The organism is Pseudomonas sp. LBUM1671, from assembly GCF_059695685.1.
In genome coordinates this window covers 3,958,682-3,975,445 of sequence record NZ_CP166782.1, presented here as the reverse complement: position 1 = coordinate 3,975,445, position 16,764 = coordinate 3,958,682, and the positions used below count along the sequence as shown (strand labels likewise).

16 protein-coding genes are annotated in these 16,764 nt (G+C 61.2%); 9 read left to right on the top strand and 7 right to left on the bottom strand.

Annotated features, from left to right (window positions below; genetic code table 11):
- Window positions 1–14: 14 nt before the first annotated feature.
- A complete protein-coding gene (locus tag ACA060_RS18230) occupies window positions 15–1,241 on the top strand; it encodes an RtcB family protein (protein ID WP_497312266.1) in 1,227 nt (408 codons plus the stop codon).
- A gap of 53 nt (window positions 1,242–1,294) precedes the next feature.
- On the opposite strand, the gene ACA060_RS18225 is transcribed toward ACA060_RS18230, so the two are convergent.
- The 3 genes from ACA060_RS18225 to ACA060_RS18215 all read right to left on the bottom strand — a co-directional run bounded on the left by ACA060_RS18225 (window position 1,295) and on the right by ACA060_RS18215 (window position 3,296).
- A complete protein-coding gene (locus tag ACA060_RS18225; protein ID WP_497312264.1) occupies window positions 1,295–1,708 on the bottom strand; it encodes a VOC family protein in 414 nt (137 codons plus the stop codon).
- A gap of 144 nt (window positions 1,709–1,852) precedes the next feature.
- Window positions 1,853–2,458, bottom strand: coding sequence for a TetR/AcrR family transcriptional regulator (locus ACA060_RS18220; RefSeq protein ID WP_109633019.1), 606 nt, complete (start codon window positions 2,456–2,458; stop codon window positions 1,853–1,855).
- Window positions 2,445–3,296, bottom strand: a complete 852-nt coding sequence (locus tag ACA060_RS18215) for a 3-hydroxybutyryl-CoA dehydrogenase (RefSeq protein ID WP_497312262.1) — start codon at window positions 3,294–3,296, stop codon at window positions 2,445–2,447. Before ACA060_RS18215 ends, ACA060_RS18220 begins: the two co-directional genes overlap by 14 nt.
- 164 nt (window positions 3,297–3,460) lie before the next feature.
- On the opposite strand from ACA060_RS18215, the gene ACA060_RS18210 reads away from it, so the two are divergent.
- From ACA060_RS18210 to ACA060_RS18200, 3 genes are all read left to right on the top strand, one after another.
- Window positions 3,461–4,474 carry an AraC family transcriptional regulator gene (locus ACA060_RS18210; RefSeq protein ID WP_497312260.1) on the top strand — a complete coding sequence of 338 codons (1,014 nt, stop codon included), beginning with the start codon at window positions 3,461–3,463 and terminating at the stop codon, window positions 4,472–4,474.
- Between the two features lie 402 nt (window positions 4,475–4,876).
- The gene (locus ACA060_RS18205; RefSeq protein WP_109633014.1) at window positions 4,877–5,236 is read left to right on the top strand and encodes a DUF6124 family protein; all 360 of its coding nucleotides are present in this window, start codon (window positions 4,877–4,879) and stop codon (window positions 5,234–5,236) included.
- Window positions 5,237–5,402: 166 nt separating this feature from the next.
- Window positions 5,403–7,217: an ABC transporter ATP-binding protein gene (locus ACA060_RS18200; protein WP_497312258.1), complete on the top strand. Its 1,815-nt coding sequence runs from the start codon at window positions 5,403–5,405 to the stop codon at window positions 7,215–7,217.
- Here the strand turns inward: ACA060_RS18200 and ACA060_RS18195 are convergent.
- Entirely contained in the window at window positions 7,189–8,142 is a 954-nt protein-coding gene (locus ACA060_RS18195) for an alpha/beta hydrolase (RefSeq protein WP_497312256.1), read from the bottom strand. The genes ACA060_RS18200 and ACA060_RS18195 overlap by 29 nt on opposite strands.
- A gap of 346 nt (window positions 8,143–8,488) precedes the next feature.
- Between ACA060_RS18195 and rbsK the strand changes: the two genes are divergently transcribed.
- The 3 genes from rbsK to ACA060_RS18180 are packed head-to-tail and all read left to right on the top strand — an operon-like array spanning window position 8,489 to window position 11,846.
- Window positions 8,489–9,415, top strand: a complete 927-nt coding sequence (gene rbsK, locus ACA060_RS18190; protein ID WP_497312254.1) for a ribokinase — start codon at window positions 8,489–8,491, stop codon at window positions 9,413–9,415.
- 44 nt (window positions 9,416–9,459) lie between these two features.
- Window positions 9,460–10,791 (top strand): L-fucose:H+ symporter permease, encoded by a 1,332-nt coding sequence (gene fucP / locus ACA060_RS18185; protein WP_497312252.1) that lies wholly within the window; start codon window positions 9,460–9,462, stop codon window positions 10,789–10,791.
- On the top strand, window positions 10,788–11,846 hold the full coding sequence (locus ACA060_RS18180) for an aldose 1-epimerase family protein (RefSeq protein ID WP_109633006.1): 1,059 nt from the start codon (window positions 10,788–10,790) through the stop codon (window positions 11,844–11,846). The genes fucP and ACA060_RS18180 overlap by 4 nt, the downstream gene beginning before the upstream one ends.
- Here ACA060_RS18180 and deoR read toward each other — a convergent pair.
- On the bottom strand, window positions 11,839–12,603 hold the full coding sequence (deoR, locus tag ACA060_RS18175; RefSeq protein ID WP_109633005.1) for a DNA-binding transcriptional repressor DeoR: 765 nt from the start codon (window positions 12,601–12,603) through the stop codon (window positions 11,839–11,841). The two genes, ACA060_RS18180 and deoR, sit on opposite strands and share 8 nt — an antisense overlap.
- 127 nt (window positions 12,604–12,730) lie before the next feature.
- Here deoR and deoC point away from each other — a divergent pair, with 127 nt between their 5' ends.
- Window positions 12,731–13,414 (top strand): deoxyribose-phosphate aldolase, encoded by a 684-nt coding sequence (deoC, locus tag ACA060_RS18170; protein WP_497312251.1) that lies wholly within the window; start codon window positions 12,731–12,733, stop codon window positions 13,412–13,414.
- Here deoC and ACA060_RS18165 read toward each other — a convergent pair whose 3' ends face one another.
- Both ACA060_RS18165 and ACA060_RS18160 read right to left on the bottom strand, forming a co-directional pair.
- Complete coding sequence (locus ACA060_RS18165; RefSeq protein WP_497312249.1) at window positions 13,415–14,413, bottom strand: NAD(P)H-quinone oxidoreductase; 999 nt, start codon at window positions 14,411–14,413, stop codon at window positions 13,415–13,417.
- Between the two features lie 121 nt (window positions 14,414–14,534).
- Window positions 14,535–15,773, bottom strand: coding sequence for a YbfB/YjiJ family MFS transporter (locus tag ACA060_RS18160; RefSeq protein ID WP_497312247.1), 1,239 nt, complete (start codon window positions 15,771–15,773; stop codon window positions 14,535–14,537).
- Window positions 15,774–15,888: 115 nt separating this feature from the next.
- Between ACA060_RS18160 and ACA060_RS18155 the strand changes: the two genes are divergently transcribed.
- Window positions 15,889–16,764, top strand: a complete 876-nt coding sequence (locus ACA060_RS18155) for a LysR family transcriptional regulator (RefSeq protein ID WP_497312245.1) — start codon at window positions 15,889–15,891, stop codon at window positions 16,762–16,764.

The following is a 16,764-nucleotide window of genomic DNA, read 5'->3' as shown; positions in this document are numbered from 1 at the left end:
AAAGACCGGACATCATGCAAAAGCAGAGCTACCAACTGCTGGAAGTCGCCCACGGCAAACCGATCAAGCTCTGGACCGAAGGCGTCCCGGTAGAAAGCGAAGCCAGGCAGCAATTGATCAACACCGCGAAGATGCCGTTCATCTTCAAACACCTGGCGGTGATGCCCGACGTGCACCTGGGCAAGGGCTCGACCATTGGCAGCGTGATTCCGACCGTGGGCGCGATCATTCCGGCCGCCGTCGGCGTGGACATCGGCTGCGGCATGATCGCCGCGCGCACGTCGCTAACCGCCGCGGATTTGCCGGACAACCTGCACGGTCTGCGCTGTGCGATAGAAAAAGCCGTGCCCCACGGCCGCACCGTCGGTCGTGGCATGCGGGACAAAGGGGCCTGGGACAGCATTCCGAAACAGGCCGATCAGGCGTGGGCTGCGCTGAACCCACGGTTCAAGGCGATCACCGACAAATACCCGAAACTCGCCAACACCAACAATCGAGGGCATCTAGGTACGCTGGGCAGTGGCAATCACTTCATCGAGGTATGCCTGGATGAAACCAACCGGGTCTGGTTCATGCTGCACAGCGGCTCACGCGGTGTCGGCAACGCCATTGGCAACCTGTTCATTCAATTGGCTCAGGCCGACATGCGCCAGCACATTGCCAATCTTCCAGACCGCGACCTGGCGTATTTCGAGGAAGGCAGCCGGCATTTTGACGATTACGTCGAAGCTGTCGGTTGGGCCCAGGATTTCGCCAGACAGAACCGGGCATTGATGATGCACGCGGTGATTCAGGCAACTCGCAAAGTGATCAGCAAACCGTTCGAAGTCGCCCTGGAAGCGGTGAACTGCCACCACAACTACGTGCAGAAAGAGCGGCACTTCGGTCAGGAGATTCTGGTCACCCGCAAGGGCGCGGTGTCGGCGCAGAAGGGCGAGTTGGGGATCATTCCGGGATCGATGGGCGCTAAGAGTTTCATCGTTCGCGGGCTCGGTAACGAGCAGTCATTCTGTTCCTGCAGCCACGGCGCCGGTCGCGTCATGAGCCGCACCAAGGCGAAAAGTCTGTTCACCGTCGCCGACCAGATCCGCGCAACCGCCCATGTCGAGTGCCGCAAGGATGCGTCGGTGATCGATGAAATACCGATGGCCTACAAAGACATCGACCACGTCATGCACGCCCAGCGGGAACTGGTGGAAGTGCTGCACACCTTGCGGCAGGTGGTGTGTGTGAAGGGATAGACACTCTGCGTCAGCCCAACCCTTTCAGGTCGGGCTTTTTCAGGCCTGAACAGTCACTGATCCTTTTCGCAGTTCACCATCCACGACACACCAAACCGGTCTACCAGCATCCCGAAACGCGCCGCCCAGAAAGTCTTTTCCAGTGGCATTTGCACGTTGCCGTCTTCCGCCAAGGCGCCGAAGACACGCTCGGCTTCGGCAATGCTGTCGACATTCAGCGACACCGAACACCCGCTCATGTCATCCGTCGGGCGATCCGGTGTGGTGTCCGACCCCATGATCGCCTGATCGCCCACTGCCAGTCGGGTATGGATGATCAGGTTGTGCAGGTCCGCCGGAAAGTGTTCGCGCGCCGGGCTTTCGCCGAAGGTCATCATCATTTCGATCTGGCCTGGCAGGGCTTGCTCATAGAAGGTGAAAGCGGCTTTGCAGTCGCCGTTGAAAATGAGGTAGGGATTGATTTTCATGTTTTGCTCCCGGTAACCGTGGGGCTGGAGACCCACATTAACCTTTGAATCGACTCCAAGTAGCAAAGCGTTAGATGCGGGGTTGTGCCGGGTTTGTTTAGACGTTTTTTCTATGTAAGCGCAGAAGCTTATTGCCTGAAAACTTTAAGCCACCGCGCGCACGCTGGAAGACGGGCGCAGCAAGCGCTCGACTGCACCGATCACCATGTTTTCCAGCAACTCATCGCGCTGCGCTTCATCCAACGGATGTTGCCCGAGCCAACCGGGCGCGCTGTTGAGCAAGTTGGCGATGGCGTGTCCGGCGGCGATCAACCCCTGTTCGCCGAGACGGGGCGGGGCGCCGAGCATCTTCAACAGCTTGCGCTCGTATTGCTCGCGCAACTGGCGAACACGCGCTTGTTGCTCGTCGTTCAGGCAGCCGCTATCGCGTTCCGCCAGACGAAAATGCCAGGGCATTTCCCGGTGCAGATTCAGATGAGCGCGGATCAGGTTGGGCAGTTTGTCGCGTTTGGCCGAGGCTTTTTGATCGATGCGCCCCAGGGTCGACAGCAGTTCTTCGTAGAACTCTTCGATCAGGTCGAGCAGCAAATGCTGCTTGCTCGGGTAATGGTGATACAACGAGCCCGGGGACAGTCCCAGGCACGTTGCCAGCTCACGCATGCCAACCTGCCCGAACCCCTTGCTGGCGAACAACTCCAGCACTTTGTCCCGGTACTCGGCGAAGCGCGAGCAACGCTCAGGCATAGGCATGGAAGCCACGTCCTGTCTTGCGTCCCAGGTAGCCGGCGGCGACCATTTCCTTGAGCAGTGGAGCGGGGCGGTATTTGCTGTCGTTGAAGCCGTCGTAGAAGGCTTCGAGAATCGCCAGCACGGTGTCCAGACCGATCAGGTCGGCCAACGCCAGCGGGCCGATTGGCTGATTGCAGCCCAGGCGCATGCCGGCGTCGATGTCGTCGGCGCTGGCCAGGCCTTCCTGGAACACCAGGATCGCTTCGTTGATCATCGGCACCAGAATCCGATTCACCACAAAGCCCGGGCGGTTGCCGGCGGTGATCGCGGTTTTACCAAGGGTGGTGGCCATGTCCAATGCCAGGGCGTGGGTCGCGTCGCTGGTTTGCAGGCCGCGGATTACTTCGATCAGGCCCATCACTGGCACCGGGTTGAAGAAGTGCAGGCCGATGAAACGCTCAGGCTGGCTGACGCTGGCGGCGAGTTGCGTAATTGACAGTGACGAAGTGTTGGAAGCAATCACGCACTCGGCGCTGACCTGCGCGGCGATCTGTTGCAGCACGCGCAGTTTCAGGTCGAGGTTTTCGGTGGCGGCTTCGATCACCATCTGCACGTTCTGCAGGCTGCTGTAATCGGTGCTGGTGCGGATCCTGGCGAGGGCGTCGAGCTTTTGCGACTCGGTCAGGGTTTCCTTGGCAATCTGCCGGTCAAGGTTCTTGCCGACGGTGGCCAGCGCCTTTTGCAGAGCGCTGTCGGAGATGTCGATCAAGGTCACGTTGAAGCCGGCCAGCGCGCAGACTTGCGCAATGCCGTTGCCCATGGTGCCCGCGCCGATCACGCCAATGTTTTGCAGATTCATGTTCCGTCCTTCCGATCAAACCCTGCGATACCTTGGCCGCCGCAACGGCCGAAGGCGTACTATTGGCCGCGAGTCTAGAACCGGCAGGGCGGTTGTCCTATGCCGCAACTGTTCAACGGTGCTGGTGTTTTTTGCCATTCGGGCGAGGGGAGAGAAGCGTTCAAATGCGGGAAAAGGACTCGGTGGCGGCCTACTTCGTGCAGGCGATGATCCATGGGCAAGGGCTCACTCCGCAGCGCTCGCGCGCTGCGTTGGAAGAGGCGGGCATCGACCCGGCGTTGATCGAGCAGCCGACCGCACGCGTGCCGGCGAGCGCGTTTGCTGCGCTGTGGCTGATTCAGATCCGAGAATTGAACGATGAATTCTTCCGCCTCGATTCCCACGGCATGCCGCCCGGCAGCTTCGCACTGATCTGCCGCGGCTTGATCCAGGAACCCGACCTGCACAAAGCCATGCGCCAATGCCTGGCCAACTTCGCCCTGTTCCTGCGCGACTTTCGCGGCACGCTGACCGTGCGCGGCAAACGCGCGATCATTAGCCTGGACACCCACGCGCAAAACGAAGACGCCAGCCGTTTCGGTGAAGAGACGTTCCTGGTGTTGATGATCAGCCTGCTGTGCTGGCTCGGCGGACGGCGCATCCCCATCGACCGCGCGGACTTTCGCCATGAGCGTGTGTCCCTCAGCGACGACCGATTGCTCTGGGGCCCCAACCTGACCTTCGGCGCCGAACGCACCGAAATCGAATTCGCCAGCCACTACCTGCGCCTGCCGGTGGTCCAGGACCTGGCTTCGCTGAAAGTGTTCCTGCGCACGGCACCACAATGGCTGGTGATCCGCTTTCGCAACCAGCACGGCTTGGCGTCGCAGGTGCATCAGCGCCTGCGCAACAGCCATTACAGCCATTGGCCGACGTTGCAGGCCTTCGCCCTGGAACAACACCTGAGCCCCAGCACCTTCCGCCGCAAGCTGGAGCGGGAAGGGTGTTCGTATCAGGAGATCAAGGATGAGGTGCGGCGTGGGGTGGCGTTTGAGCAGTTGCGTGAGAGCCGGGCGAGTATCAGTGACATTGCTGAACAGTTGGGGTTTCAGGAACCGAGCGCGTTTCATCGGGCGTTCAAGAAGTGGACGGGGGAGAGTCCGGGGCGTTATCGGGCGCGGTTTCAGGATTCTCAGTAAGGGTTTTGAGCGGGCACTTTGTGGGAAGCCCTGCTCGACTGTTTAAAGCTTGTTTAAGCGCCCTCGAGGTTACGTCCTGAAAGCTACAAGACCTTGCGCCGTTGCCTACGGCTGCGCCAGAATCCGCCGGCTTGTGCGCCTTGGGGTCGCTCGGTAACTTGATTCCCGTCACTGCCCTTCAGTGATCGGGTTTCGCAGCCCGGGTAAACTCTAGACGCACAACGTCTACCGCTCGTGAACAGACGATTCATAGTCTGTCATTCATGTCATGGCGGCTGTGCGTGGGAGACCTTCGGGTCTGCCGGGTTCCTAGAGTCCTGGTCTGCGAACCCGCGTACAGTTGCCACCTCTTTGTCGTTTCGCAGCGAATGGTGGCAGCTCCATTTCTCTAGGAGTTTTGCCATGTTCAAAGTCACACCCAATCCACCGGACACCGATCCAGTCTCCCCGTACGAACCCGATTCAAAGAAGCTCAACGAAGCCGCCGAGCGCGCGCTCGACTTCCACTTTCCGTCGAATGCCGACATCAAAGCCACTCCGCGAACACGCAGCACGCTGTTTTCTGTGGACCCCGAGGCCACGGCGGAAACCTTGGCGGTGTATCTGGTTGAGACGCTGGCCTCGGTCGATGTGATGGTTCACCAGTTGGTGGATCATTTGGAAGGTGAGTCGCGTTATGCGCTGTTGGGGATTTCCAACAGCATCATGATGGCGGAGATCACGGCGAACCGGGTGTTGGATAAGATTGATTTGCCCAGGTAGTTGGTAATCCGTCGAGCTGTGCAGTGGTGCTGTTTTTGGGGCTGCTGCGCAGCCCAACGGGGATAAATCCCCTCACCACAGGGTTTCTCGCCTGTGGGATTTCTGGCTGAAGTACCATGACGTCTTTGTTGTGTTCAGCGACTTCCTCTGCCGAGTTCACCAATCCATGCCTGCGGCACTTTCCCGTTTCACCTCACTACTCGACCAGGCCCGACGAGCCTTGCTCCTGGTCTGGGGCACTTCTCGCGGGCTGTTCCTTGGCCTGGTCCTGGCCACCCTGATTGCCGGTGTCCTCCCGGCCCTGGCCGCCTGGCTCGGCCAGCGCATTGTCGACGCAGTGGTTTTCGCCATGCAGTTACATGCGCAGCAGGGCAGTGCGCCGTTGTGGCCGGTGGTGCGTTATGTGTTGTTTGAAGCGGGTGTATTGGCGTTGCTGTCCGGGACGCAGCGGGCGCTGTCGGTTCAGCAGTCGTTGTTGCGGGTGCAGTTGGGGCAGAAGGTCAACACGATGATTCTGGAGAAGGCCCAGACGTTGTCGCTGGTGCAGTTCGAGAATTCCGAGTTTTACGACAAGCTGGTGCGGGTACGGCGCGAAGCGTCAACGCGGCCCTTGGCGTTGGTGATGAAGTCGTTGGGGTTGATCCAGAACCTGATTGTGTTGATCAGCTTTGGCGTGTTGCTGGTGCATTTTTCGCCGTGGGCGCTGGTGCTGTTGGTGGTAGGGGCGCTGCCGGTGTTTTTCGCGGAAGCGCATTTTTCCGGGGACGCGTTCAGGCTGTTCACGCGGCGGGCGCCGGAGAGTCGGCAGCAGAATTACATCGAGACGCTGCTCTCCCACGAGGGCTACATCAAAGAGGTCAAGTTGTTCGGCTTCGCGCCGTTGCTGTTGAAGCGTTATCGCGAGACGTTTGCCCGTCTGTATGCCGAGGACCGGCGGTTGACGTTGCGCCGGGATGGCTGGGGATTTGTCCTTGGCCTGCTCGGCACCGCCGCGTTTTACCTGGCTTATGCGTGGGTGGTGGTCGATACCGTCCACGGCCAGATCACCCTCGGGCAGATGACCATGTACCTGGTGCTGTTCAAGCAGGGGCAGACGGCGGTGAGCAGCAGTTTGAGCGCCATCAGCGGTCTCTACGAGGATGGTTTGTACCTGTCGAGCCTTTACGAATACCTCGCCGAACCGGTGGTGGCCGATGCCGGGCATCTCACGGTGGGCGCGGTGCCCGGCGATGGTTTGCGGTTCGAAAACGTTGGTTTCCGTTATCCGGGGGCGAGTCGCGCGGCGCTTGAAGGCATCGACTTGCACCTGGTGCCGGGTCGCAGTCTGGCACTGGTGGGGGAGAACGGTTCGGGCAAGACCACGCTGATCAAGTTGCTGACTCGTCTGTATCGCCCCGATCACGGGCGCATCCTGCTCGACGGCAGCGATTTGCAGGTGTGGGAAGAAGACGCGCTGCGTCGGCGCATCGGGGTGATTTTTCAGGATTACATCCGTTACCAGTTCTCCGTCGGCGAGAACATCGGCGTCGGCGATACGCTGGCGTTCAACGATGAACAACGCTGGAAAGCCGCGGCCACCGAAGGCATGGCCGCGCCGTTTATCGAGGGACTGGATCGAGGCTACGCCACGCAGTTGGGCCGCTGGTTTGCCGGTGGCCAGGAGTTGTCGGGTGGGCAGTGGCAGAAGATCGCCTTGTCCCGTGCTTACATGCGCCGCAACGCCGATATCCTGATTCTGGACGAGCCGACCTCAGCACTCGACCCTGCGGCGGAAGCGGCGGTGTTCGAGCATTTTAGCGAACACACCGAGGGCCGCATGACGTTGCTGATCTCGCACCGGTTTTCCAGCGTGCGCAATGCCGATCACATCATCGTGCTGGATCAGGGGGCGATCCTGGAGCGCGGCGATCACGACAGCCTGGTGGCGGTGGGCGGGCGTTATGCGCAGTTGTTCAACCTGCAAGCCCGTGGTTATCGCTAGGCCCGGCGATCTGCGGTGGTTTTGCTTTCATCAGACCTTCGAGTGCCTGGCGGTATTGGCTGCCACCCCGGCTCATGCTGTTGTTGTGCGTGCCGCCGGGGATCAACAGCAGGCGTTTGGGTTCGCTGGCGGCATTGAACAGCTGCTGGCTGAACCGCGAGGGCATGAACGGGTCGGCCAGGCCATGCACCACCAGCAGCGGCATGTCGATGTCGACGATCTTGTCGATGGAATCGAATTTCTGCGACAGCAGCCAGCGCACCGGCAACCATTTCACCGGCAGGTTGCTGTCGGCCACTTGGGCGACGGCATCGCCCAGCGAGGTGAAGGTGGACTCGATCACCAGACCGCGCACCGGTATTGCGCTACGGTCCTTTTTCGCCTGCGCCGCCAGGTCTGCGGCGAGGTCGATGGCCACCGCGCCGCCCAGGGAGTGGCCGTAGATCAGACGCTTGTTGGCGTCCGGTTGCATCGCCTTGAAGCGCTCCCAGGCGACGCGGGCGTCCTCGTAGACGCTGGCTTCCGATGGCAGATCACCCTTGCTCTGGCCAAAGCCGCGGTAATCGATGGCCAGCACCGAATAGCCCATCGCGCGCAGTTGCTCGATGCGGAACGCCTGGCCGGTCAGGTTCCAGCGCACGCCGTGCAAATACAGGATTGATGGCGCATCGCGCCGCGCGGCCGGCCACCACCAGGCATGCAGGTTTTGCCCGGCCTTGAAGCTGGCAGGCTTGATATCGAACTCCTGAACGTCCTTGGGCAAACCGCGATACCAGCCGGCGGTACCCGGCTCGATGCGGAACAGCAGTTCGCGCTCCTTGTATTTGAGTACGCCGCAACCCACAGGCAAGCCGACGACCAGCGCGGCCATGCACAGCCAGGGTAGCCAGCGTCGGCTAATGCGGCTCATCAGGTTTGAAAACATGCAAAGGTCCGGAGGATGAAAAGGAAAGTTCGGGTTTTAACAGATGCGTGGGGGGAGGTGGGGATAAATTCGACAGTCGTAGAAAGGGCCGGATCAGTCGGTGATGCTAAGGGCCCCATCGCGAGCAGGCTCGCTCCACAGGGGAACGCATTCCAATGTGGGAGTGAGCCTGCTCGCGATGAGGCCATTCCTGCCCACACATCTTTAAAGCCATGCGCAAAGCCATTCGTCTTTGCCTCAAACCCCACGCAACAAAAAGATTGAATAATCACACAAGATGTTATTTAAATAACAAAACAACAACGTCCAGCATCAGTCTGGCAAGCCGGATCAAGGTGGGATAGCAATGAGCAAGATCGCAGTCATCGGCAGCAACATGGTGGATCTGATTACCTACATCGACCGCATGCCGGCCCAGGGCGAGACGCTCGAAGCGCCGGGGTTTGCCCTCGGCTGTGGCGGCAAGGGCGCCAATCAGGCGGTCGCTGCGGCGAAGCTTGGGGCGGATGTGCTGATGCTCACCAAGGTTGGCGATGACATGTTCGCCGACAACACCCTGGCCAATTTCCAGCGCTTCGGCATCGACACCCGTTACGTGCAGCGCGTGCCCGGTGTGTCCAGCGGCGTGGCGCCGATCTTCGTCCAGGCCGACTCGCACAACAGCATCCTCATCGTCAAAGGCGCCAACGCGCATCTGCTTCCGGCGGATATCGACGCGGCGGCCCACGCATTGCGCGAGTGCTCGCTGATCGTCCTGCAACTGGAAATCAACGTCGACACCGTTTACCACGCCATCGAGTTCGGCCGCGCGCACAACATTCCAGTCTTGCTCAACCCCGCGCCAGCCTTGTCGGGCCTGAGCCGTGAGCATTTGGCGCACCTGGATTTCCTGGTGCCCAACGAATCCGAGCTGGCGCTGATCACCGACCAGACCGTGGACTCCCCGGAGTCGGCGCACAAAGCCGCCCAGACACTGGTCGCCAGCGGCATTCGCCACGTGATCGTGACCCTCGGCCAGCAAGGCGCGTTGTACGTGGGCGAGGAGGGCGAGTTCCAGATTCCCGGCCTGTCGGTTGCCGCGCGCGACACCACCGGGGCAGGCGACGCCTTCATCGGTTGCTTCATTCATCACTGGAGCCGCGACCGCGACATCCGCGCCGCCATGACCCACGCCGTGGCGTATTCCGCCTGCTCGGTCACCGGCCTCGGCACCCAGACCTCCTACCCGGACGCCCCAACATTCGCTGAATTCCAGCGCCAACTCGGCGCTTGAAATCGAGCTGATTCACCCCTCGACACTCACCACGGAGAACAACAATGACAAAGCCTCCGCTCCAACAGACGGCCGATGGTTTCTACCTGAACCGCACGCCCTGGTTCGCCTTCATTTTGCTGTGCAGTATCTTCGCGCTGTGGGCGGCGGCCGCGAGTATGAACGACGTGCTCATCGCGCATTTCAAGAAGGCCTTTCTGCTCAGCGACTTCCAGACGGCGTTCGTGCAGTCGGCGTTTTACCTGGGTTATTTCTTCGTGGCGATTCCGGCCGCGCTGGTGGTTCGCCGTTTCAGCTACAAGACCACCATCCTCATCGGTCTGATGCTGTACATGTTCGGTTGCCTGCTGTTTTTCCCGGCGGCGTCGACCGCCAAGTACGGCATGTTCCTGCTGGCGCTGTTTGTGATTGCGGCGGGCCTGTCGTTTCTCGAAACCGCGTGCAACACCTATTCGACGCTGATGGGCCCACGTGAAACCGGCACCCGTCGCCTGAATATTTCCCAGACCTTCCACCCGTTCGGCGCAATGGCCGGGGTCTATGTCGGCAGCTTCGTGATGTTCAAGGACACCGACGCGACCCGCGAGCAGCTCACGCAAATGAGCGCCTCGGACGCGGCGGTCCAGCAGCTGCAAATGATCCAGTCCACCTTGCTGCCATACAAATGGATGATCGCGGTGCTGGTGCTGATGTTCATCTTGATCGCGATAACCCGGTTTCCGAAGTGCAAGGGCAATCAGCCGAGCAGCACCAAAACCGCCAGTCTCGGCCAGAGCCTGTCGCGACTGTGGCGCAACAAGCGCTTCACCTTTGGTGTGTTGGCGCAGTTTCTCTACGTGGGCGCCCAGGTCGGTGTGTGGAGTTTCACCATTCGTTTGGCGATGCAGTTGGGCGGCATGAACGAGCGCAGCGCGTCGTGGTTTTTGCTGACCACGTTTGCCGCGTACTTTGTCGGCAAGCTGATCGCCAACGTGCTGATGCGCAAACTGCACCCGGCCAAGGTGTTGGCGGTGTATGGCGTGCTGTGCATCGTGTTTCTGGCTTATACGATTCTGGTGCCAAACATCACCGCGGTTTATGCGGCGGTGGGTGTGAGCGTATTCCTCGGTCCGTGCTGGCCGACCATTTACGGCTTGACCATTGACGGCCTCGGCGAAGACACCGGCGTCGGCGGATCGCTGCTGGTGATGAGCATCGTCGGTGGCGGGGTGATCCCGATCTTCCAGGGCCTGCTGTCCGATTTCAGCGGCGGCAACATGCAACTGGCCTACAGCGTGCCGTTGCTGTGCTTCATCGTGATCGTGCTGTACGCGGTGCGTTGCCTGCGTCATTCCGACAGCGAACGAGCGCCGGTGGGTGCGGTGGTGACTTCATGAACACGCGGATCAACCTTCAGCCGTCGCAGTTTGGCGAGGCGCGCAAAACCTTGCTGGAATCGGAGGCGTTCACCGTCAGTTCCTGGGTGTATCCCAGTGGCGTGCTGGCGCTGGAATTGGCCAACAGCCGCGGCCGTCTGGTGGTGTTGCCGTATCAGGGGCAGATGATCTGGTCCGCCGTGTTCGATGGTTGCGACCTGACCATGAGCAACCTGTTCAGCCAGCCCCGGCCGAGCCCGACGGTGATCGGCACTTACGGTTGTTTCATGTTTCACAGCGGCCTGCTGCGCAACGGTTGCCCGAGCCCCGAGGACGATCATCCGCTGCACGGCGAGATGCCGTGCGCGGCGATGGATCGCGCCTGGCTGGAGGTCGGTGAGGACAGCGCTGGCGGCTACCTTCGATTGGCTGGCGAGTACGAATATGCGCAGGGGTTTGGTGACCGATACCTGGCCACGCCAAGCGTGACGTTGCGCGCTGATTCAGGACTGTTCGACATCGCCATGCAAGTGACCAATCTGGCAGGCAAGCCAATGGACCTGATGTACATGGCGCACATGAATTACGCCTATGTCGACGGTGCTCGTTTCATCGAACCCTTGGGTTTCGAACGGGTGCGCTTGCGCAGCAGCGTGCCGGCCCACGTGAAACCGACGCCGGTCTGGACCGAATACATGCAAGCGTTGGCGCAAGATCCGCAGCAATTCAACCGTCTGGATCAGCCACATCTCTACGATCCCGAGATCGTGTTTTTCTTCGACGGCGTGCGGGCGGACGACAGCGGCCATGCGCATTTTCTGCTGAGTCATCCCGACGGCGCGGCGTTCTACACCCGCTACCGTCCGGATCAATTCGACCACGCTGCGCGGTGGATCCTGCATAACGCCGATCAGCAAGTGGCAGCGTTCGTGCTGCCGTCCACCTGCGAACCGGAGGGCTACCGCGCCGAGTCCGCCAAGGGCCATGTGCGCTCACTGGCGGCGGGGGCGACGGCGGATTTCAGCGTCACCACCGGTTACCTCAGCGCGGGTGAGCAACAGGCCTTGATCAGATGATCAACTGCGCGCCGCTGGCGGTAATGGCGTCGCGGTAGGCCTTGGGGATTTTCTTGTCGCTGACCACGAACTGGAAATCCCCAAGGTCGGCGAAATGCGCGGTGCGCACCGTGTCGAACTTGCTGTGGTCGGCCAGCAGCAGCCGCTGTTGCGCCTGGCGCAGGACCTTCTGCTTGACCTCCACTTCATTGAAATTGAAGCAGGTCACGCCGAAGTCCTGGCTGATGCCGGCAGCGGAAACGAAGGCCCAGGTCAGGCGCACGCTGTCGAGGATGCCGCTCTCGGTGGTGTTCTCGAACACCTGGTTCTTGCGGTGGAACGTGCCGCCACAGACCACGATATGGCAGTTGGGTTTTTGCGAGAGTTTGAGCAGCACGTTCAGGGAGTTGCACACGGCGGTGAATTCGAGCTCGTCGGGGATGAAATCGACCACGAAAGGCGTGGTGGTGCCGCAGTCGAAGAACACGGTGTCACCCGGCTGGATAAACCCGGCGGCGAGTTTGCCGATGCGGCGTTTTTCCTCGACGTGGCGGGTGTCCTGTTCGGCCACACGGTAATCGCCGGGCTCGTTGCCATCGTGGATCTTGGTGATATAGCCACCGAGCAGCCGCAGGTGGTCGGTGTACTTGCTGAGGTCGCGGCGCAGGGTCATCTCGGACACGTCCAGCAATGCCGCCATCTCGCGCAGATGGATGGCGCTCTGGTCTTGCAGGGCTTGTTGAATCAGCTTGAGACGCTCGGCTTTTTTACTGTCCACAGGCATTCCGGGGTTGATTGTTGGTGTTATTTAAGTAGCATTATTTGTGAGTTTTGTAACGTTTTTGCGCGAATCACCCTCGATTGTGGCGCAGGGGCATTTGAATATACAAACAGGAGTTTTTGCCATGGCACACCTCGAACCCCAAGCGCTGGCGCAGTACATCGATCATACCTTGCTGGCGCCCGATGCCTCCCGCGAGCAAATCGCCGCATTGTGCCGCGAAGCTGCCGAACACGGCTTCTATTCGGTGTGCGTGAACTCGGGGCAGGTGCCCCATGCTGCGCAGTGCCTGGCAGGGCAACGCGTGAAAATCTGCGCGGTGGTCGGCTTCCCGCTGGGCGCCGGGCTGAGCGACACCAAGGCCTTCGAAGCCGAGCGGGCGATTGCTGCCGGCGCCGGGGAAGTCGACATGGTGTTGAACATCGGCTGGTTGAAGGACGGCTTGTTCGATCAGGTGCGCGACGACATCGCCCAGGTGTTGGAGGCGTGCGGCAAGGTGCCGTTGAAAGTCATCCTGGAAAACTGCCTGCTCACCGATGCGGAAAAGGTGAAGGCCTGCGAGATCTGCCGTGAACTGAACGTCGCGTTCGTCAAGACCTCCACCGGGTTCAGCCGCAGCGGCGCCACCGTAGAAGACGTCGCGCTGATGCGCCGTACCGTCGGGCCCGACATCGGCGTCAAGGCCTCCGGTGGTGTGCGCGATTACCCGACCGCACTGGCGATGATCGAAGCCGGCGCCACGCGACTGGGCACCAGCTCGGGCATTGCGATCATCAGCGGCGCAAAATCGGCAGGCGAGGGCTACTGATCAGTCCACCTGCAACACGATCTTGCCGATGTGATCGCCGGCTTCCATCCGCGCATGGGCCTGCGCCGCGTCGGTGTACGGGTAAACCTTGTCGATCATCGGCAGGCAACGCCCGGCGGCGAGTACCGGCCACACGTATTCGCGCAACTGTTCGGCGATCGAGGCTTTTTCTTCACGGGTGCGCGAGCGCATCAGCGAGCCGGTGATCGTCGCGCGTTTGCCCATGATCGCCATCAGGTCGACATCGTTGGCGCGGGCGCCGCCGAGGAAGCCGAGCATCACCAGGCGACCTTCCATGCCCAGTGCCGCGATGTTCTGATTCAGGTACGAGCCGCCCATGATGTCGAGGATCACGTTGACGCCTTTGCCGGCGGTTTTTTCCTGGATGACCTGGACGAACTCCTGGTCGCGGTAGTTGATCGCCTCGGCGCCCAGCTTGCGGATCGCTGCACACTTTTCCTCACTGCCCGCCGTGGCGAACGCCTTGACACCGAATTCGCGGCAGAGCATCAGCGCGGTGGTGCCGATGCCGCTGGTGCCGCCGTGAATCAACGCGCGCTGGCCCTTGCTGGCGCCGCCCATGTCGAACAGATTGGCCCAGACCGTGAAGAAGGTTTCCGGGACCGCCGCGGCGTGGACCCAATCCATGCCTTCTGGAATCGGCAGCGTCTGGCTGGCCGGTGCGACGCAATATTGTGCGTAGCCGCCGCCATTGGTCAGCGCACAGACGTTGTCGCCGACGATGAATTCGCTGACGCCCGTACCGATCGCCACCACTTCACCGGCCACTTCCAGCCCGGGAATCGGGCTCATGCCGGGTTTCATCGGGTACTTGCCGGCGCGTTGAATCACATCGGGACGGTTGACCCCGGCAGCGTGCACGCGAATCAGCACTTCGCCTGCGCCGGCCGTGGGCACCGGTTCCTGGCGCGGCTTCAACACCTCGGGGCCGCCGGGCTCGGTGATTTCAATCAGGGTCATGGTTTGCGGCAACGTCATGTGGGAGTCCTGTCGAGAAAGTCGTCTGTAAATGGGATCGCATCAGTGAACCAATAATTCAGTCCAAACCACCAATCCCTTGTGGGAGCGGGCTTGCTCGCGAAAGCGGTGCATCAGTCACCTAATGTGTTGAATGTGACGCCGTCTTCGCGAGCAAGTCCGCTCCCACAGGGTTTGGTCTGTTCAGCAAACGCATGGCCTGTTCCAGCAACAACGCAACCACAATCGCGCCCGCCGCCATCACAAACAGCAACCCATGCTGCCCACCACTGGCATTGAACAACGCCGAATACGCAAACCCTGCAATCGCCTGAAACGTGGCAAACGACACCGTCGCGCGGCTCCAGGCAATCTGCTGCTGGTGATGGTTCGGGATCAGCTCATGAACCCGCGCCAGTGCCAGTGGAACGATGCCCGGCGGGAACGAACCGAGGATCACGGCCAACACGGCCAGCGCTGTGAATGAGCTGGAAATCGACAGCAGGCCGACGGCAATCGCCTGCACCACCAGCACCAGCCGGATGCTTAGCTTCGCACCCAGTTGATCGGCCAGGAAGCCGTAACTCACCGGCCCGATGATCGCGCCCAGTCCGTACATCACCCAGATCAACGCGCCGACATGCGGCCCGGCACCGAGCCCGCGGGCCACGTAATCCACCAAAAACACCATCGCCGGCACCAGCCCGGCGGCCATGAATGCGTATTGGGCGAACAACAGGTAAACCCCTGGATCGGTAGGTGTTGCGGTCTTCTCGATCGACACTTCAACCGCTTGATGATGCGCCTCTTTCGGCCAGCCGAACCAACTCGCGGCCGTCAGAACCAGTGACAGCAGGCCCAGGCCAAACCAGGTTTGCTGCAAGCCAAGGCTTAGCAGCGGCGGAACAATCGTCCCCGAGCCGGCAATGCCCAAGCCGATGCCGAGGAAGATCGCGCCGCTGGCCAGACCTCGGCGCGACGCTGGCACATGCGGCAACACCGTTGCGGCCACCAGCACCATGATCGCGCCGCCGGCAACGCCCGACAGCAGGCGCCAGCCGAAGAACCAGCTCACCGACAACGGAAAACCACAGGCGAAAAACGACAAGGTCACGGCCAGCATCATCAGGCGCAACGCGGTTTTGTTCGACGTGCGGTTGGCCAGTGGGCGTCCGATCAGTGCACCGATCAGGTAACCCACAAGGTTGGCCGCGCCGAGGTACACCACGTCGCTCGCCGAAAACCAGTGCGCCTGGATCAATGAGGGAATCAGCGGTGTGTAGGCAAACCGCGCCAGACCGATGCTGACCAGGCTGGCGGCGAGGCCGGCGAAGATCGGCAGCCAGATCGCGCTGCGCGGGGTGGTCGATGCGCTGTGCATGGGAAACGTCCTGTGAGGTTTTACGCTTGGCCCCCAGACTATCCCGAACGACTGATGCAATAACGCAGCGATTTTGCGTTATGGTGATGCGATTATGCATCGGCAGGGGAACGGCATGAATTGGGATGACGCACGGGTGTTTCTGGCGGTGTGCCGCGAGTCGACGCTCCGGGGCGCGGCGCGGGTGCTGGGGGTCGATCAGGCGACGGTCGGCCGACGGATCACGGCACTGGAAAAGTCATTGAGTGCGACGCTGTTCCTGCGCACTTCTGAAGGTTATGCGCTGACAGCGGTGGGGGAGGCGGCGCTGGCGGCCGTGGAGAAAATGGAGCATTCGGCGCTGGAGCTGGAGCGCCAGATTCAAGGGCTCGACGATCGACTGACCGGGCTGGTGCGGGTCAGCACCACCGACTCACTGGCCATCGATTTCCTGATCCCGGCCATTGCTAACTTGCACGAACAACACCCCGACGTGCGGGTGCAACTGGACGCCTCCACGCAGATTCTCAGCCTGGCCAAACGCGAAGCTGACATCGCCGTGCGCAACACCCGGCCGGACAACCCGGACCTGATCGCCCGCCGCATCGCGCGTTGGCCGGTGGGCCTGTTTGCTTCTCAGGAGTATGTCGATGCCCATGGCGTGCCGGCGCCGGGTTCGGCGTTCGAGGGGCATGATCTGGTGGTGTATCAGCCGTATCTGCAGGGCAACAAAGACATGACCCTGGTCTCGGAACCGCTGGGGCGCGGGCGGATTGTGGCCAGTCTGAGTTCCAGTTTGCTGGTGCGTCGATCCCTGGCGGCGGGACTCGGGGTCGGGGAAATTCCGGTGTACATGGGGGAGAGGGACGGGCTGGTCAGGCTGTGGCCGGAGCGCACGCGACCGGTGCCGTATGACGTCTGGCTGGTGACCCACGCGGACTTGCGGCATACCGCCAGGGTTCGTGCGGTCATCGATGAAATTGTCGCGGTGTTTACCGGTACCGGTGAGTGA